General features: G+C 32.4%; 14 protein-coding genes and 1 pseudogene. 10 read left to right on the plus strand and 5 right to left on the minus strand.

Going from position 1 to position 13,157, the window contains the following annotated elements:
• Positions 1-7: 7 nt before the first annotated feature.
• On the minus strand, positions 8-2,758 hold the full coding sequence (ileS, locus tag CPIN17260_RS08855) for an isoleucine--tRNA ligase (RefSeq protein ID WP_078440904.1): 2,751 nt from the start codon (positions 2,756-2,758) through the stop codon (positions 8-10).
• A 118-nt stretch (positions 2,759-2,876) separates the two neighbouring features.
• On the opposite strand from ileS, the gene CPIN17260_RS08860 reads away from it, so the two are divergent.
• From CPIN17260_RS08860 to CPIN17260_RS08870, 5 genes and pseudogenes are all read left to right on the plus strand, one after another.
• The gene (locus tag CPIN17260_RS08860; RefSeq protein WP_069638223.1) at positions 2,877-3,977 is read left to right on the plus strand and encodes a CinA family protein; all 1,101 of its coding nucleotides are present in this window, start codon (positions 2,877-2,879) and stop codon (positions 3,975-3,977) included.
• On the plus strand, positions 3,978-4,661 hold the full coding sequence (gene ung / locus CPIN17260_RS08865; protein WP_078440905.1) for a uracil-DNA glycosylase: 684 nt from the start codon (positions 3,978-3,980) through the stop codon (positions 4,659-4,661).
• A gap of 45 nt (positions 4,662-4,706) precedes the next feature.
• The gene (locus CPIN17260_RS09255; RefSeq protein ID WP_153300810.1) at positions 4,707-4,844 is read left to right on the plus strand and encodes a hypothetical protein; all 138 of its coding nucleotides are present in this window, start codon (positions 4,707-4,709) and stop codon (positions 4,842-4,844) included.
• Positions 4,845-4,847: 3 nt separating this feature from the next.
• Positions 4,848-4,904: pseudogene (locus CPIN17260_RS09610) on the plus strand (hypothetical protein); the annotation flags it as partial.
• 30 nt (positions 4,905-4,934) lie between these two features.
• A complete protein-coding gene (locus CPIN17260_RS08870) occupies positions 4,935-5,156 on the plus strand; it encodes a tetratricopeptide repeat protein (protein ID WP_226996943.1) in 222 nt (73 codons plus the stop codon).
• Between the two features lie 523 nt (positions 5,157-5,679).
• Here CPIN17260_RS08870 and rpmA read toward each other — a convergent pair.
• The 3 genes from rpmA to CPIN17260_RS08885 all read right to left on the minus strand — a co-directional run bounded on the left by rpmA (position 5,680) and on the right by CPIN17260_RS08885 (position 7,466).
• Positions 5,680-5,937, minus strand: a complete 258-nt coding sequence (rpmA, locus tag CPIN17260_RS08875; protein WP_034968623.1) for a 50S ribosomal protein L27 — start codon at positions 5,935-5,937, stop codon at positions 5,680-5,682.
• Between the two features lie 11 nt (positions 5,938-5,948).
• Positions 5,949-6,263 carry a 50S ribosomal protein L21 gene (gene rplU, locus CPIN17260_RS08880; protein WP_069633407.1) on the minus strand — a complete coding sequence of 105 codons (315 nt, stop codon included), beginning with the start codon at positions 6,261-6,263 and terminating at the stop codon, positions 5,949-5,951.
• A gap of 168 nt (positions 6,264-6,431) precedes the next feature.
• Positions 6,432-7,466: a cytochrome-c peroxidase gene (locus CPIN17260_RS08885; protein ID WP_078440906.1), complete on the minus strand. Its 1,035-nt coding sequence runs from the start codon at positions 7,464-7,466 to the stop codon at positions 6,432-6,434.
• A 152-nt stretch (positions 7,467-7,618) separates the two neighbouring features.
• On the opposite strand from CPIN17260_RS08885, the gene flhB reads away from it, so the two are divergent.
• The gene (flhB, locus tag CPIN17260_RS08890) at positions 7,619-8,695 is read left to right on the plus strand and encodes a flagellar biosynthesis protein FlhB (protein WP_078398310.1); all 1,077 of its coding nucleotides are present in this window, start codon (positions 7,619-7,621) and stop codon (positions 8,693-8,695) included.
• Here the strand turns inward: flhB and CPIN17260_RS08895 are convergent.
• Positions 8,692-9,981, minus strand: coding sequence for an apolipoprotein N-acyltransferase (locus tag CPIN17260_RS08895; protein ID WP_078440907.1), 1,290 nt, complete (start codon positions 9,979-9,981; stop codon positions 8,692-8,694). The two genes, flhB and CPIN17260_RS08895, sit on opposite strands and share 4 nt — an antisense overlap.
• Here CPIN17260_RS08895 and yajC point away from each other — a divergent pair.
• Genes yajC through CPIN17260_RS08915 form a run of 4 tightly spaced genes read left to right on the plus strand, consistent with a single transcriptional unit; the run spans position 9,954 to position 13,156 of the window.
• Positions 9,954-10,223, plus strand: a complete 270-nt coding sequence (gene yajC, locus CPIN17260_RS08900; RefSeq protein ID WP_069633417.1) for a preprotein translocase subunit YajC — start codon at positions 9,954-9,956, stop codon at positions 10,221-10,223. The genes CPIN17260_RS08895 and yajC overlap by 28 nt on opposite strands.
• 2 nt (positions 10,224-10,225) lie before the next feature.
• On the plus strand, positions 10,226-11,806 hold the full coding sequence (secD, locus tag CPIN17260_RS08905; protein ID WP_069633416.1) for a protein translocase subunit SecD: 1,581 nt from the start codon (positions 10,226-10,228) through the stop codon (positions 11,804-11,806).
• Between the two features lie 21 nt (positions 11,807-11,827).
• Positions 11,828-12,808 (plus strand): protein translocase subunit SecF, encoded by a 981-nt coding sequence (secF, locus tag CPIN17260_RS08910; RefSeq protein WP_069633415.1) that lies wholly within the window; start codon positions 11,828-11,830, stop codon positions 12,806-12,808.
• Positions 12,809-12,817: 9 nt separating this feature from the next.
• On the plus strand, positions 12,818-13,156 hold the full coding sequence (locus CPIN17260_RS08915) for a DUF6394 family protein (protein WP_069633414.1): 339 nt from the start codon (positions 12,818-12,820) through the stop codon (positions 13,154-13,156).
• Position 13,157 lies beyond the last annotated feature (1 nt).

Below are 13,157 nucleotides of genomic sequence, written 5' to 3' on the forward strand. Positions count from 1 at the left end.
TATTTGTTCAGTTAGCACTAGCTAAAACCTCTTTACATCTTGGGCAAACATCGCCTTCGCTTGAAGCGTTAAATTTCCAACATCTTGGACACTTATGCTCTTTATTTAAAACGATTTTAAATTTATTATCATCTATACCAAACTCACATAATGCCTCAGAATCATCAAAAGGTAAAACCCTGCTAACCATATATAAATCACTTATGTCTTTATTATCTAGGCTTAAAATTTCATCAGATGTTGTTTGTAAATTTAGTTCAAGAGTTGATTTTATCTTTTTGTCTTTTTTCAAAGAGTCAATCATCTCAAAAAACTTCTGTCTACTGCTTAACATAAGCTCATCTTCAACCTTAAAATCAAACTCTATAGGTGTATTTATAAGGTCAAATCCATCGGTATAGTCTTGCTTGATTATCTTTGGTGCATATTCCATAACCTCATCTACTGTGTATGTCAAGGTAGGTGCTACAAGCGGTAATAAAGAGCGAGTTATGATAGCCATTGCACTTTGTGCTGAGCGTCTAGTTGATGAGTCTTTATCATCACAATAAAGCCTATCTTTGCAAACATCAAGATATACACCACTCAAATCAGCGGACAAGAAATTTAAAAGTATATTAAATCCTTTTGAAAAATCATACTGCTTAAAGCAAGCACTAGTTTCATCAAAAGCTCTTTTTGCCTTACCAAGTATCCACTTGTCTAAAAGACCAAAATCAGTATTTATCTCATCTAAATCATTTACATTAGCTAGTAAAAATCTTATTGTATTTCTTATCTTCCTGTATTGTTCGCTAACTTGTTTTAAGATATTGTCACTTATTTTAAGATCACTTGAATAATCACTCAAACTAACCCAAAGGCGTAAAATTTCAACACCATAAGTCTTTATAACATCTTGTGGAGCTACAACATTTCCCCTACTTTTACTCATCTTCTCACCCTTGTGATCAACAGTAAATCCGTGAGTAAGAACAGCTTTGTAAGGTGCGTGAGAATTTACAGCTGTGCTAACAAGCAATGAGCTTTGGAACCAACCACGATGTTGATCTGACCCTTCTAAATACATACTTGAAGGATAGCTACCTGCATCATATCTTTTGCTATTTAAAACAGCTTGCCAAGTAGAACCGCTATCAAACCAAACATCAAGTATATCCATAACTTTTTCTAGTTTTTCAGGATTGTATTTTGTATCAGATGGAAGTAGTTCAGCTACACTTAAATCCCACCAAGCATCTGCGCCTTTTTTCTCAAAAATATCAGCAACATTGCTTAATACATCAGGATCAAATATAGGCTCTTTTGTATCCTTATCTCTAAAAAATGCGATAGGCACACCCCAATCCCTTTGGCGAGATATACACCAATCAGGACGATTTTCAATCATCGTTCCTATTCTTTTTATACCAACTGCTGGATAAAATTTGATATTGTTTAGCTCTTGTCTTGCTACATTTCTTAGACTTTTACCATCTAGTTTTTCATCATCCATAGATATAAACCACTGCTTAGTAGCTCTATAAATAACAGGTTTTTTCGTTCTCCAACAGAATGGATATGAGTGAACAAACTTAGATACATTTAACAAGCTATCGCCTAAAAGTTCTAAAATTCTCTCATTTGCTTTAAAGATATGCATACCTATAAGCTCATCTGGATCTTTTAACAAGCCTTTTACTTTCAAGGTATTGTCATATTTTCCCTCTTCATCAACAGGCATAATAACCTCTATGCCGTATCTTAAACATACATAATAGTCATCCTCGCCGTGACCCGGTGCTGTATGAACTAAACCAGTTCCTCCATCCATGCTAACGTGCTCAGCAAGTAAAAGCTTACTATCTCTATCATTTAAAGGATTTATAGCATTTAATCCTTCTAGGATTTGCGCTTTAAACTCTTTTTTTATTTCGCCTTTTGTTATGCCTATATTTACCAAATTTTCAAGTAAAGGCTTAGCAAATATCAAATCTTCACTAGTTACTACATATGTTTCATCTGGATTTAAGCATATAGCTTGGTTTGCTGGTAGTGTCCAAGGGGTAGTTGTCCATATAACCGCACTTGCTTTATCTACACCAAGCTTAGCTAGGGCTTCATCGCCGAGTTTAAAAGCAACATATATAGAATAATCCTCTTTATCCTCATACTCAACCTCAGCTTCAGCAAGTGCCGACCTAGCCGCCCAGCTCCAATAAACAGGCTTGCTTCTTTCTACCAAAAGTCCTCTTTTTGCTATCTCGCAAAGCGCTCTGTATATATCAGCCTCAAACTCAAATTTCATAGTTAAGTAAGGATTTTCAAAATCTCCAATAACACCAAGAGACTTAAACTCTTCACTTTGAATTTTTACAAACTCACTAGCATAAGCTCTACATAGTTCTCTAATCTTAGTCTTGCTTAAAGTTTTTTTCTTATCACCAAGATTTTTCTCAACTTGTTGTTCTATCGGTAACCCGTGACAGTCCCAACCCGGAACATATCTAATGTCTTCGCCAAAATAATAGTGTGTTTTTGTGATAATATCTTTTAAAATTTTATTTAAAGCGTGTCCTATGTGCAAATGACCGTTTGCATAAGGAGGTCCATCGTGAATGCTAAAACTTAAAGCTGCGTTTTTGCGTTTTTGCTTCATCTTTTCATAAACATCTCTTTTTCCATACCAAGAACTTATCCTGGCGGGTTCATTTTGTGGTAAGTTTGCCCGCATAGGAAAATCAGTAGCAGGAAGTAAAAGCGTATCTTTATAATCCATCTTTCTACCCCTAAAGTTAAATTTGCGAATTCTATCTAAAACTCTGTTATATAGGGCTTAAAAAATTTATTTTTTATTTTTTATTTGATATAATAGATTAAAATTAAAGGGTAAAATTATGAAACATAGAATGCTTATAGTTGGTGATGATTTGCGTGTAAACAAAGAACATTTAAGCTATATTTATGATAGTTATGAGGAACATTTTGGCGAAGTGGGAGACATAAATTTTGTATCAAAAAGTGATAATGAGATACTATTTATAGTTGAAAATTTAATAAAAGACCAAGACTCTCTTTGCATTTTTGCTTCAGATGAAAGTTATGACTTTATGGCAAAAATACTAGCAACTCTTAGTTCTGATGTGCTTGAATTAACCGAACAAAACACAATAGCTACAAAAAATGCACTAGATAGCTCAAACGGTAGCTTTGTGATAGAGCTAAACAACACAAAAATAAATCTAATACAAGCAAATCCAACTGAAAAAATGGCAGAAATTTTGATAAAAAAACCTGAAAATATCTCATTTTTTAACCTATTTGATATAGATAAAGAGAGTGCAAAAATTTTGCTTGAGCCACTCGCAAAACCATATAAAGTCCAAATTTATCTAAGTGAAATTTTACCCAATTTAACAATAGTAAAAACAAGGGCTGAAAAATTTGGAAGCATAGATGGCTTTAAACAAAGTGTGAAAAATCTCTTTTCACAAAAGATGATAGATGACAAAGATATAGTTAAATTTATTGCAAAAAAGCTGATAGAAAAAGATATAAAAATAAGCTTTGCAGAGTCTTGCACAGCTGGAATGTGTGCTAGCAGACTTGGGAATTATGATGGAGTTTCTGGGGTGTTTGAAGGCTCAATTGTAAGCTATGCAAATAGGATAAAAAACTCTTGGCTTGGAGTAAGTGATGAAGTCTTAGACACTTATGGAGCAGTTAGCGAAGAGTGTGTTAGAGCTATGCTTAGTGGTGTTATAAGGTCATCAGAATCTGACTTTAGTATAGCTATAAGCGGGATAGCTGGACCAAATGGGGGCAGTGACTCAAAACCAGTAGGAACAGTTTTTGTCGGTGTGCTTCACAAAGATGGCACGAGTATGGTTGAAAGGCTACTACTAAAAGGCGATAGAAATTATATAAGAGAGCAAAGTATGCTTAGTGCTTTTTTGATGGTCATTAAACTAAAGCCTGATATGTTTTTAGGCAAATAAATGCATATAAATTTACAAGATGTTAAGATAGAACAAGGCTGGAAAGATAGCTTAAAAGATGAATTTTTAAGCCCCTATTTTGCTAAAATAAAGCAAAGCTTGATAGAAGCAAAAAAGCAAAACAAAGTATATCCGCCAAGTAAGCTTATATTTAATGCTTTTAATTTAACTCCATTTGATAATGTAAAAGTAGTTATTTTAGGGCAAGACCCTTATCACAGACCAAATCAAGCAATGGGGCTTAGCTTTTCTGTGCCAAAAGGCGAAAAGATACCACCTAGCCTTGTTAATGTTTACAAAGAAATTTATGATGATTTGGGTATCAAGCAGCCAAGCTCAGGAGATCTTAGCAAATGGGCAAAACAAGGCGTATTGCTTCTAAACTCAACCCTTAGTGTAAATGAAGGAATGCCAAATTCTCACTCAAACTTTGGTTGGCAAATTTTTACAGATGCTGTTATAAAAAAGCTAAGTGATACAAAAGATGGGCTGGTCTTTTTACTATGGGGAAATTACGCAAAGATAAAGTCAAATTTAATAGACAAAGATAGACATTTAGTGCTTTTTGCACCACATCCAAGCCCCCTTGCTCGTGGTGGATTTTTTGGTTGCAAACACTTTTCAAAAACAAATAACTATCTTATAAAGCAAGGCAAAGAGCCGATTGATTGGAGTGTTGAGTAGTTTTTATACTACGAGAAATTTATATCAAACTTCAATGAAATGCTTATGAAAAAAATCTTACTTACCTTATTGCTAGTCACTAGTTTTAGCCTAGGCTCGGTTTTTGATGATTATAAAAAAGCTTGTGATAGTGGTAATGGTTCTGGTTGTACTATTTTAGCAATCTCATATTTTAATAGCTAGGGCGTAAAGCAATCGTATGCTAAGGCAAAAGAATATCTTGAAAAATCTTGTGATTTAAATGATGGCGAAGGCTGCAGTTTTATAGAGGTTTTGTATTACGATGGTCAAGGTGTAAAACAATCATATACCAAAGCCAAAGAATACTATATTAAATCTTGTGATTTCAATGATGGTTTAAGTTGCCACAATTTAGGGGTTTTGTATCAAAATGGTTATGGTGACGTAAAGCGACCGCACACTAAAGCTAAAGAATACTTTAGCAAAGCTTGTAATTTAGGGCTTGAACCCGATTGTAAAAATATAAGATTTTAAGCAAAAAAGTTATTAATACATTAAAAAAGAGATGACTTTTATACTTTTAAAAAATCATCTCTTAAATATTTTAAATGTATTCTCAAAAAATTAATTATATTTAGAACAAAAAACTACAATATTTAAAAACGATACATGATAAAAACCAAAAAAAGTTACAATAATAAGCAGAGTGTTGGAAAAATTTAAATAATTTAAACAAATAAGCTAGCAATTATAAAATTTTTCATTAATTACACTCACTTTAAACAAAACAATAAAACACAATTTAAACACACTTGATATCATCTTTAAAGTAATTATAGTATATTGTAGAAGTTTGCAATACAAGGAATAAATTTAATAATATTTTAAATCTTAGTCTCTTAGTTGTGTTTGATTTTTTAGTTTAAAATAGCAAAAAATTGGTTATTTATAAAACAAGTGTTTTAAATACAAAAATGAATTAAATAATATTTATAAAGAAAAAATGGAAATTTGGTAGTGATTTTTAAAATTATAGAGGAAAAAAATCCTCTATAAATTAAGCAGCTGGATATACAGAAACTTTTTTTCTGTTTTTATCTTTTCTTTCGAATTTTACATATCCATCTATCAAAGCAAATATTGTATGATCTTTACCTAAACCAACATTGCTACCAGCGTGAGTAGCTGTTCCTCTTTGACGAATTATGATATTTCCAGCTCTAACAAATTCTCCACCGAACTTCTTAACACCTAAGCGGCGACCGATAGAATCTCGGTTGTTTTGGGTTGAACCTTGACCTTTTTTGTGTGCCATATCTTATCTCCTTAGGCTGCTATGCTTATTACTTTAACGCGTGTGTATTGTCTTCTAAAACCACGCTTTAATTTTGAGTCTTTTCTTCTGCGTTTTTTGTAGATAATAACTTTTTTGTCTTTACCTAAATTAACAACTTCTAAGACAACTTTTGCACCCTTAACAAACGGCGCACCTACCTTAACATCACCATCATTTACAGCCAATACGTCTGTAATCTCGATGCTGTCTTTTGCATTAGCTTCAAAACGATCCAAGTTTAGGTACTGACCTTCGCTAACCCTGTATTGTTTTCCACCGTGTTTTATAATAGCATATTTTGACATTGCTATCCCTTCTATATGTGGTAGTTACCAAAAAGCACTTTTACTAATGAAAAGATTTTGGGAGCTCTATTGGTTATTTTAAGGGGTTGATTTTACTAAAAAATTTATAAATTTAAGATTAATTTTTATTTTAAAAAGAAATTTCAGGAGAAAAAATCTCCCGAAAAATTAATAATCAAGTTCTGGAACAGATGTAGTTTTTGTAGAGGCTGGCAATATAGGATAATCTATCTTAGGGGCATCTCCTGTTAAAGATTTTAAAAATATTGCTATATCTTTGGCTTCATTGTCTTTTATATCAATGCCTAGCTGAACACTACCCATAATTCTAACAGCTTCTTCTAGTGACCATACTACACCATTATGAAAATAAGGTGCTGTTAATTCTATATTTCTCAAAGTTGGAGTTTTTACAAGTCCATTTTTATCACCTTTAAAATCACCAATATTAGAAAACTCGTATTTATTTGCAACTTCAAATGGTTGCAAGGTTCCACCCAAATTCACGCCATCATGACAACTAGCACAACCTTTATCTATAAAAGTCTTTAAACCCTTTTTTTCCATATCATTAAGAGCTTTATTGTCGCCTTCTAAAAATTTATCAAACTTAGAAGGAGTAACAAGACTACGCTCAAAAATACCAATAGCTGCTGCTACCAAATCAAACTTTATTTCACTATTAAAAGCTTTTTTGAAATCATATACATAAGCTGGGATTGATTTTAATCTTTGCTCTATAAGCTTTGGTGTTGAAGCCATTTCAACTGGTGCCACCAAAGGACCTTTGGCTTGTGCTGTTAAATGAGCCGCTCTTCCATCCCAAAACTGAACTGAGTTAAATACCGAGTTAAATACAGTTGGAGAATTTACATGCGAAGGGTTTGGCATCCATTTATGTCCAGTTGAAGCAGGCACTCCATCAACGCCACCAAGACTTAAATTGTGACAAGTATTACAGCTAATTATACCTGATTTTGATAATCTAGGATCAAAATAAAGCTTTTTTCCAAGCTCATATGCATCTACTGAAAATGGATACTCTTTAGAATCCGGAGCAACATCATTTATAAGCTGTTCTAAAGCATTTTTATCTGAAGGTATAGGTTTCAAACCAGACTCTAAAGCAAGTGTTCTTAAATCATCTGCAAACGAAGATGAGAGTAAAAAAATACAGGCAAAAAACACATTTTTAATTTTCATTTAAACTCCTTGAAATATAATTTTAGCCTGCAATAATAAAATATAAATTATTAAAAGACAATAAATTTATATAAATAAATTTTATTATTGTTTTAACTTGGTTTAAACTTAGCTATAATAACAAAAAAATAAATTAATTTAGATAGGGTATAATGGCTGGGGAAGATCAAGAAAAAACAGAAGAAGCCACCTCCAAAAAAATAGAAGATGCCAAAAAGGACGGAAACGTCCCAAAAAGTCAAGATATAAGTGGCTTTATAACTCTTATAGTGGCTATTGGTGTGTTATTACCTATGCTTGGAGTTATGAAAAATCAAGTTGTATCGCTTTATAATTATTACCAAAGCTTAATAGGAACAGAGATAACCCTAAAAGTAGCACACCAAATAACAATAAACACACTTTTTAGAATGTTGCTTATGGTGCTTCCTATTTGTATTTGTGTAGCAATAGCAGGTGTTTTAGCATCTGTAATGCAATTTGGATTTATTTTTACAACCAAACCAATCACACCTGATTTAAACAAAATAAATCCAATCAAGGGCTTAAAAAATCTTTTTTCTTTAAAAAAAGTTATAGACTCTATAAAGATAGTTGTCAAGGTTTCAGCTGTTTTTGGAATCGCATTTTACTTTTTTTTACAATTTATCAAAGAGCTTCCAAAAACACTATTTTTTACGATGTTTGATCAGCTATCTTGGCTAAAAGAAAAAATGCTTATCTTAATTGGAGTTATGCTTATAGTTTTGCTTGCTATAGCACTTATTGATCTTTTAATAGTAAGGTTTCAATACTTTAAAGATTTAAGAATGAGCAAACAAGAGGTAAAAGATGAATACAAACAAATGGAAGGTGATCCGCAAGTAAAAGCAAGGATAAGAAGAGCTCAAATGGAAGCCGGAAGAAAGCGCATGATGCAACAAGTCCCGCAAGCAGATGTTGTTATCACAAACCCAACCCACTACGCGATAGCTCTCAGATATGACAGAACAAAAGAAGATGCGCCGGTAGTCTTAGCAAAAGGGGTTGATATGATGGCTTTACAAATACGAAAAATAGCAACTGAAAATGGTGTTGAGATAGTAGAAAACCCGCCACTAGCAAGAGAACTTTATAAGCTTTGCGATGTAGATGAGATGATACCAGCAAATATGTTTAAAGCAGTTGCGGAAGTACTTAGCTTTGTTTATATGGGTAATGAGAAAAAATTTAAAGGCAGAATGGGTTAAATTCCTTTTTTTGGGACTATTATCTCGCTTTTTGAACCATTCACACTATGATATATTGTAGTGCCATATTTTGTAGCATAGTATTTAAGCAATAAATGTTGCAAAACCGGCTCTGTTGAGTTTATATTTTTTGTTTTAAACCAACCATTATTTGTTATTGCTATGATTATTTTTGGATTGTTTTTATAAATTTTATCAGTGGTAGCTTCATAGCAAATCGCATTTCTTACCCAAACACCATCTATCTCATAATCGCCCACATCATTAGCTGGTCTAAAATCACTTGCTCCATTAAAAAAGTTTTTATTTATAAAATCACGCATAAAGTTTGGAAGTGGAATTTCCTCTCCAAAAGGAACCAAGACATATTTATCAATCTTTTGCATTTTGCCATCATCAAAGATATATGTTGAGTTATGAGTTTGTCTGTTTTCATATGATAATGCACCGGCTACAATGGTTATATCTTTAGATAATTTTTTAAGCTCTAAAATAAGCTCTTTTTCAAAATTCATAAAAGTAGCAAAGGCATTTTCAGGCATAATAATAAGCTTTTTATTGTCTTTTATAGCTGAGTTTATAAGCTTTAAATTTTCATTTATAAAATCATTTTTGTATCTTTTATCCCATTTTTTATCTTGTGGTATATTTGTTTGAATAAGTTCTACATCAAAAGGTAAAAAATTTGGTTTTTTTGTATCAATTTGAATAGCAAATATCAAAGGAATTAAAAACAAAAGTTTATAAAATTTATTAAATCTCAAACAATAAGCCGATAAAAATATATAAATCAAACCCTTTGTGCTTGGCTCAAACACACCTAAAACCAAAGTTGCTTCTAGATTAAACCAATTAAACCCAAAAGGATGAATATAACTTATCAAAAAAACCATTACTGCTCTTAAAAAGACAAAACTTGGAAAACTTGCTATAAAAAATACAACTCCATAAACAATACCAACAAAGATTATAACGATAGGAATCATATAACTCATATCATAATAAATAAAACTAAATCCTATCCAATAAAACCACAAAATTCCTACAAAAAAACCAGTTAAGAAAAAGCCAATTCTATCTGTATTTATAAGCAGATAAATCCCTAAAATAGTCAAAAAAGGTGAAATGAAATTTAAAATTTCATAATCAAAAATAGCTAAAAAAATAAAATTTGAAATTAAAAAAGCACTTACAAAGGCTTTTATTATAATTTTAGTGGTAAAATATTGCTTTAAAAATTTTCTATTAAGGAACAAAAATGCAGGAACAAAATTTACTAACCTCATTATTACCTCTTGTCGCGATTTTTGCGATTTTTTATTTTTTGGTTATCAGACCACAACAAAAGCAACAAAAGCAACACGCAGAGATGATTTCAAACCTAGTAAAAGGTGATAAAATAATAACAAATGGTGGCTTAATATGTGAAGTCATAAAACCTGAAGAGGATTTTATCAAAGTAAAACTTAACGATGACGTAATAGTTCGTCTTTCAAGAGATTTTGTAGCTAAAAAGATCGAAGCTTAACAATGCGAAGTGGTAAAGTAACGTATAGGCTTATTATATTTTTAATAGCCCTTATTTTTGGTATTTCTTTTTCAATTCCATCTTTTTTGCAAACAGATAAAGGGGCTAAGATAAATCTTGGTCTTGACTTACAAGGTGGTTTGCATATGCTTTTGGGGGTTGAAACAGAAGTTGCGATACACTCAAAGATAAAATCAATAGCAGGTAGCATAAATTATTATGCTAAAAAAGAGGATATTTTACTTGATAAGCTAAGAACAAAAGATGAAATTATAGAATTTTCACTCATAGATGCTGACGAAACTCCAAAAATAGATGAAATGCTAAAAACAATCAAAGGCATTTTGATTGAGAAAAAAGACCTTGATTATACACTTAGTCTAAGCGATGAAGAAAAAGCAGCAACGATAGAATATGCGATAGCTCAAGCTGTTGAAACAATAAGAAACAGACTTGATCAATTTGGACTAGCTGAGCCTACTGTTGCAAGACAAGGAAGTGATAAAATTTTAGTTGAATTACCCGGCATAAAAACATCAGAAGATGAACAAAGAGCTAGGGATTTGATAGCAAAAGCAGCACATTTGCAACTTATGGCAGTTGATGACAAAAGACAAGATAGAGCTTTAAGTATGAGTAAAACAGAAGCTGAAAGCTATGGAGATATAATCTATCCTGATTCAAAAAACAGCAATATAAAATATGTCTTAAAAAGTATACCTATCCTTGATGGCTCAATGCTTACAGATGCTAGGGTGGCTTTTTCTCAACAAAACAATATGCCTATTATTAATTTCTCTTTAAATTCAGAAGGTGCTAGAATCTTTGGTGATTTTACCGGCTCAAACGTGGGAAATAGACTAGCAATAGTTCTTGATGGAAAGGTATATTCAGCACCTGTTATAAACGAAAGAATAGGTGGAGGAAGTGGTCAAATAAGTGGCGGTTTTACAGTTGAAGAGGCTCACGATGTGGCAATAGCACTTAGAAGTGGGGCACTGCTTGCACCTGTAAAAATGTTAGAAAAAAGAAGTATAGGACCATCTCTTGGTGCTGAAAGTATTGAAAAAAGTATGCTGGCTTTAATGGGAGCTTCATTACTTATAGTGTTGTTCATGCTTGTTTATTATGGTTTTTCAGGTGTTCTTGCAAATATAGCGCTAATTGCAAACATAATAATCCTTGTAGCTATTATGGCACTATTTGGAGCTACACTAACACTTCCTGGTATGGCTGGTATAGTCCTTACGATAGGTATGGCTGTAGATGCGAATGTTATAATAAATGAGCGTATAAGAGAGCTTTTAAGAGATGGAGCTAGCATAAAAGTAAGTGTACAAAAAGGCTATGAAAATGCGATGAGTGCTATCGTAGATGCAAACATAACAACACTTATAACAGTTGTAGCACTATATGCTTATGGAACAGGACCAGTAAAAGGATTTGCTGTTACTATGAGTATTGGTATATTGGTTTCAATGCTAACTGCTATTCTTGGAACACACGGATTTTTTGACTTTTTGATGGATAAGATAGAAAAAAGCAAAAGTACAAGACTTTGGTTTGGCTACAAACGAGACTAAAATATATATAAAAGGTTGATAATGCAGATATTTACAAAGGCTAAAGTTTATGATTTTATGAAATTTAAAATTCCTACAACCATACTTTCTGCCATATTATTTTTTGGATCTATATTTTTACTTACCACAAAAGGTTTAAATTACGGTATAGATTTTGCGGGCGGAACGCTTATACAGTTAAAATACGACAAAGAGGTTTCATTAGATAAAGTAAGAGAAGCACTTGCTGTAAATGAGACACTAAAAAATGCATCAGTTACAAAATTTGGAAATGAAAAAGACACACACGAAATAATAGTTCGTTTTTTAGGCTCTAGTTCTGATATAGGTTCTGATGCTGGAGATACTGTAAAACAACTCTTAAAAGATACAGGAAATGTTGAAGTTAGAAGGGTTGATGTGGTTGGACCAAAGGTTGGTGGAGAGCTTAGAAGTAAAGCACTTATGGCTATTTTTATATCTTTTGGTGCGGTTTTGATATACATTGCTTTAAGATTTGAATGGAGATTTGCCATAGCTGCGATCATATCTGAAATTCACGATATCATAATAACAATGGGGGCTATATCTTTATTTGCTATAGATGTAAACTTAGACACATTGGCAGCGATTTTAACAGTGCTTGGATACTCGCTAAATGACACAATAATCATCTTTGACAGGATAAGAGAAGGAATCACAACAAGCAAGAGAAATGATATAGCTGGGATAATCAACGAATCCGTATCATCTACCCTATCAAGAACGATACTAACATCAAGTTCTACATTTATAGTTGTATTTATTCTTTATAACTTTGGTGGAGATATGATTAGCGGATTTTCATTTGTACTTATGGTTGGTGTCCTTGTAGGAACACTAAGCTCTGTTTATATAGCTTCAGCTTTTCTTATATGGCTAAATTTTAGTGTTGAACAATACAGAAACAGACTAAATGAAAAACTAAAACAAAAAAGAGAACGTGAAAGAGAGAGAGCAAAATTTGAAAAAGGTGTGGTATAAGGAGTCAAAATGAATTGGGGTAAAGTTGTATATGTATTTTTCGCTCTTATGAGCCTTACTACTGCTGCTGAGTTTTTATATGATAAAAATGAAATCGCTTTATTTGTCGCTGCTAGTATAAATTTAGTATCAACACTGCTTAAAATAGGTGTTAGAAACATACTATCAGCCGAACTTTTTGCAAGTTCTTTGGTTGCGGATTTACACCTAATACCGGCATTTGTTGTATTGCAAGTTAATGCAAATATGACACTTGCATATTCACTTGTAATAGGTGCGGTTATAGCAAATGTATTTTCACTAGCTTTGGTTTTAGTCGAATCAAACAAAGCACAAGAAGAATTTTAGG

This window comes from Campylobacter pinnipediorum subsp. pinnipediorum (assembly GCF_002021925.1).
GTDB lineage: Bacteria > Campylobacterota > Campylobacteria > Campylobacterales > Campylobacteraceae > Campylobacter_A > Campylobacter_A pinnipediorum.

Bases quoted from the DNA above. Each gene is read 5' to 3' on its own strand.
- rplU (WP_069633407.1), bottom strand. From the start codon at position 6,263: ATGTCAAAATATGCTATTATAAAACACGGTGGAAAACAATACAGGGTT.
- CPIN17260_RS08885 (WP_078440906.1), bottom strand. From the start codon at position 7,466: ATGAAAATTAAAAATGTGTTTTTTGCCTGTATTTTTTTACTCTCATCT.
- yajC (WP_069633417.1), top strand. From the start codon at position 9,954: ATGCAGGAACAAAATTTACTAACCTCATTATTACCTCTTGTCGCGATT.
- secF (WP_069633415.1), top strand. From the start codon at position 11,828: ATGCAGATATTTACAAAGGCTAAAGTTTATGATTTTATGAAATTTAAA.
- CPIN17260_RS08915 (WP_069633414.1), top strand. From the start codon at position 12,818: ATGAATTGGGGTAAAGTTGTATATGTATTTTTCGCTCTTATGAGCCTT.
- secD (WP_069633416.1), top strand. From the start codon at position 10,226: ATGCGAAGTGGTAAAGTAACGTATAGGCTTATTATATTTTTAATAGCC.
- ung (WP_078440905.1), top strand. From the start codon at position 3,978: ATGCATATAAATTTACAAGATGTTAAGATAGAACAAGGCTGGAAAGAT.
- CPIN17260_RS08860 (WP_069638223.1), top strand. From the start codon at position 2,877: ATGAAACATAGAATGCTTATAGTTGGTGATGATTTGCGTGTAAACAAA.
- rpmA (WP_034968623.1), bottom strand. From the start codon at position 5,937: ATGGCACACAAAAAAGGTCAAGGTTCAACCCAAAACAACCGAGATTCT.
- CPIN17260_RS08895 (WP_078440907.1), bottom strand. From the start codon at position 9,981: ATGAGGTTAGTAAATTTTGTTCCTGCATTTTTGTTCCTTAATAGAAAA.
- CPIN17260_RS09255 (WP_153300810.1), top strand. From the start codon at position 4,707: ATGAAAAAAATCTTACTTACCTTATTGCTAGTCACTAGTTTTAGCCTA.
- ileS (WP_078440904.1), bottom strand. From the start codon at position 2,758: ATGGATTATAAAGATACGCTTTTACTTCCTGCTACTGATTTTCCTATG.
- flhB (WP_078398310.1), top strand. From the start codon at position 7,619: ATGGCTGGGGAAGATCAAGAAAAAACAGAAGAAGCCACCTCCAAAAAA.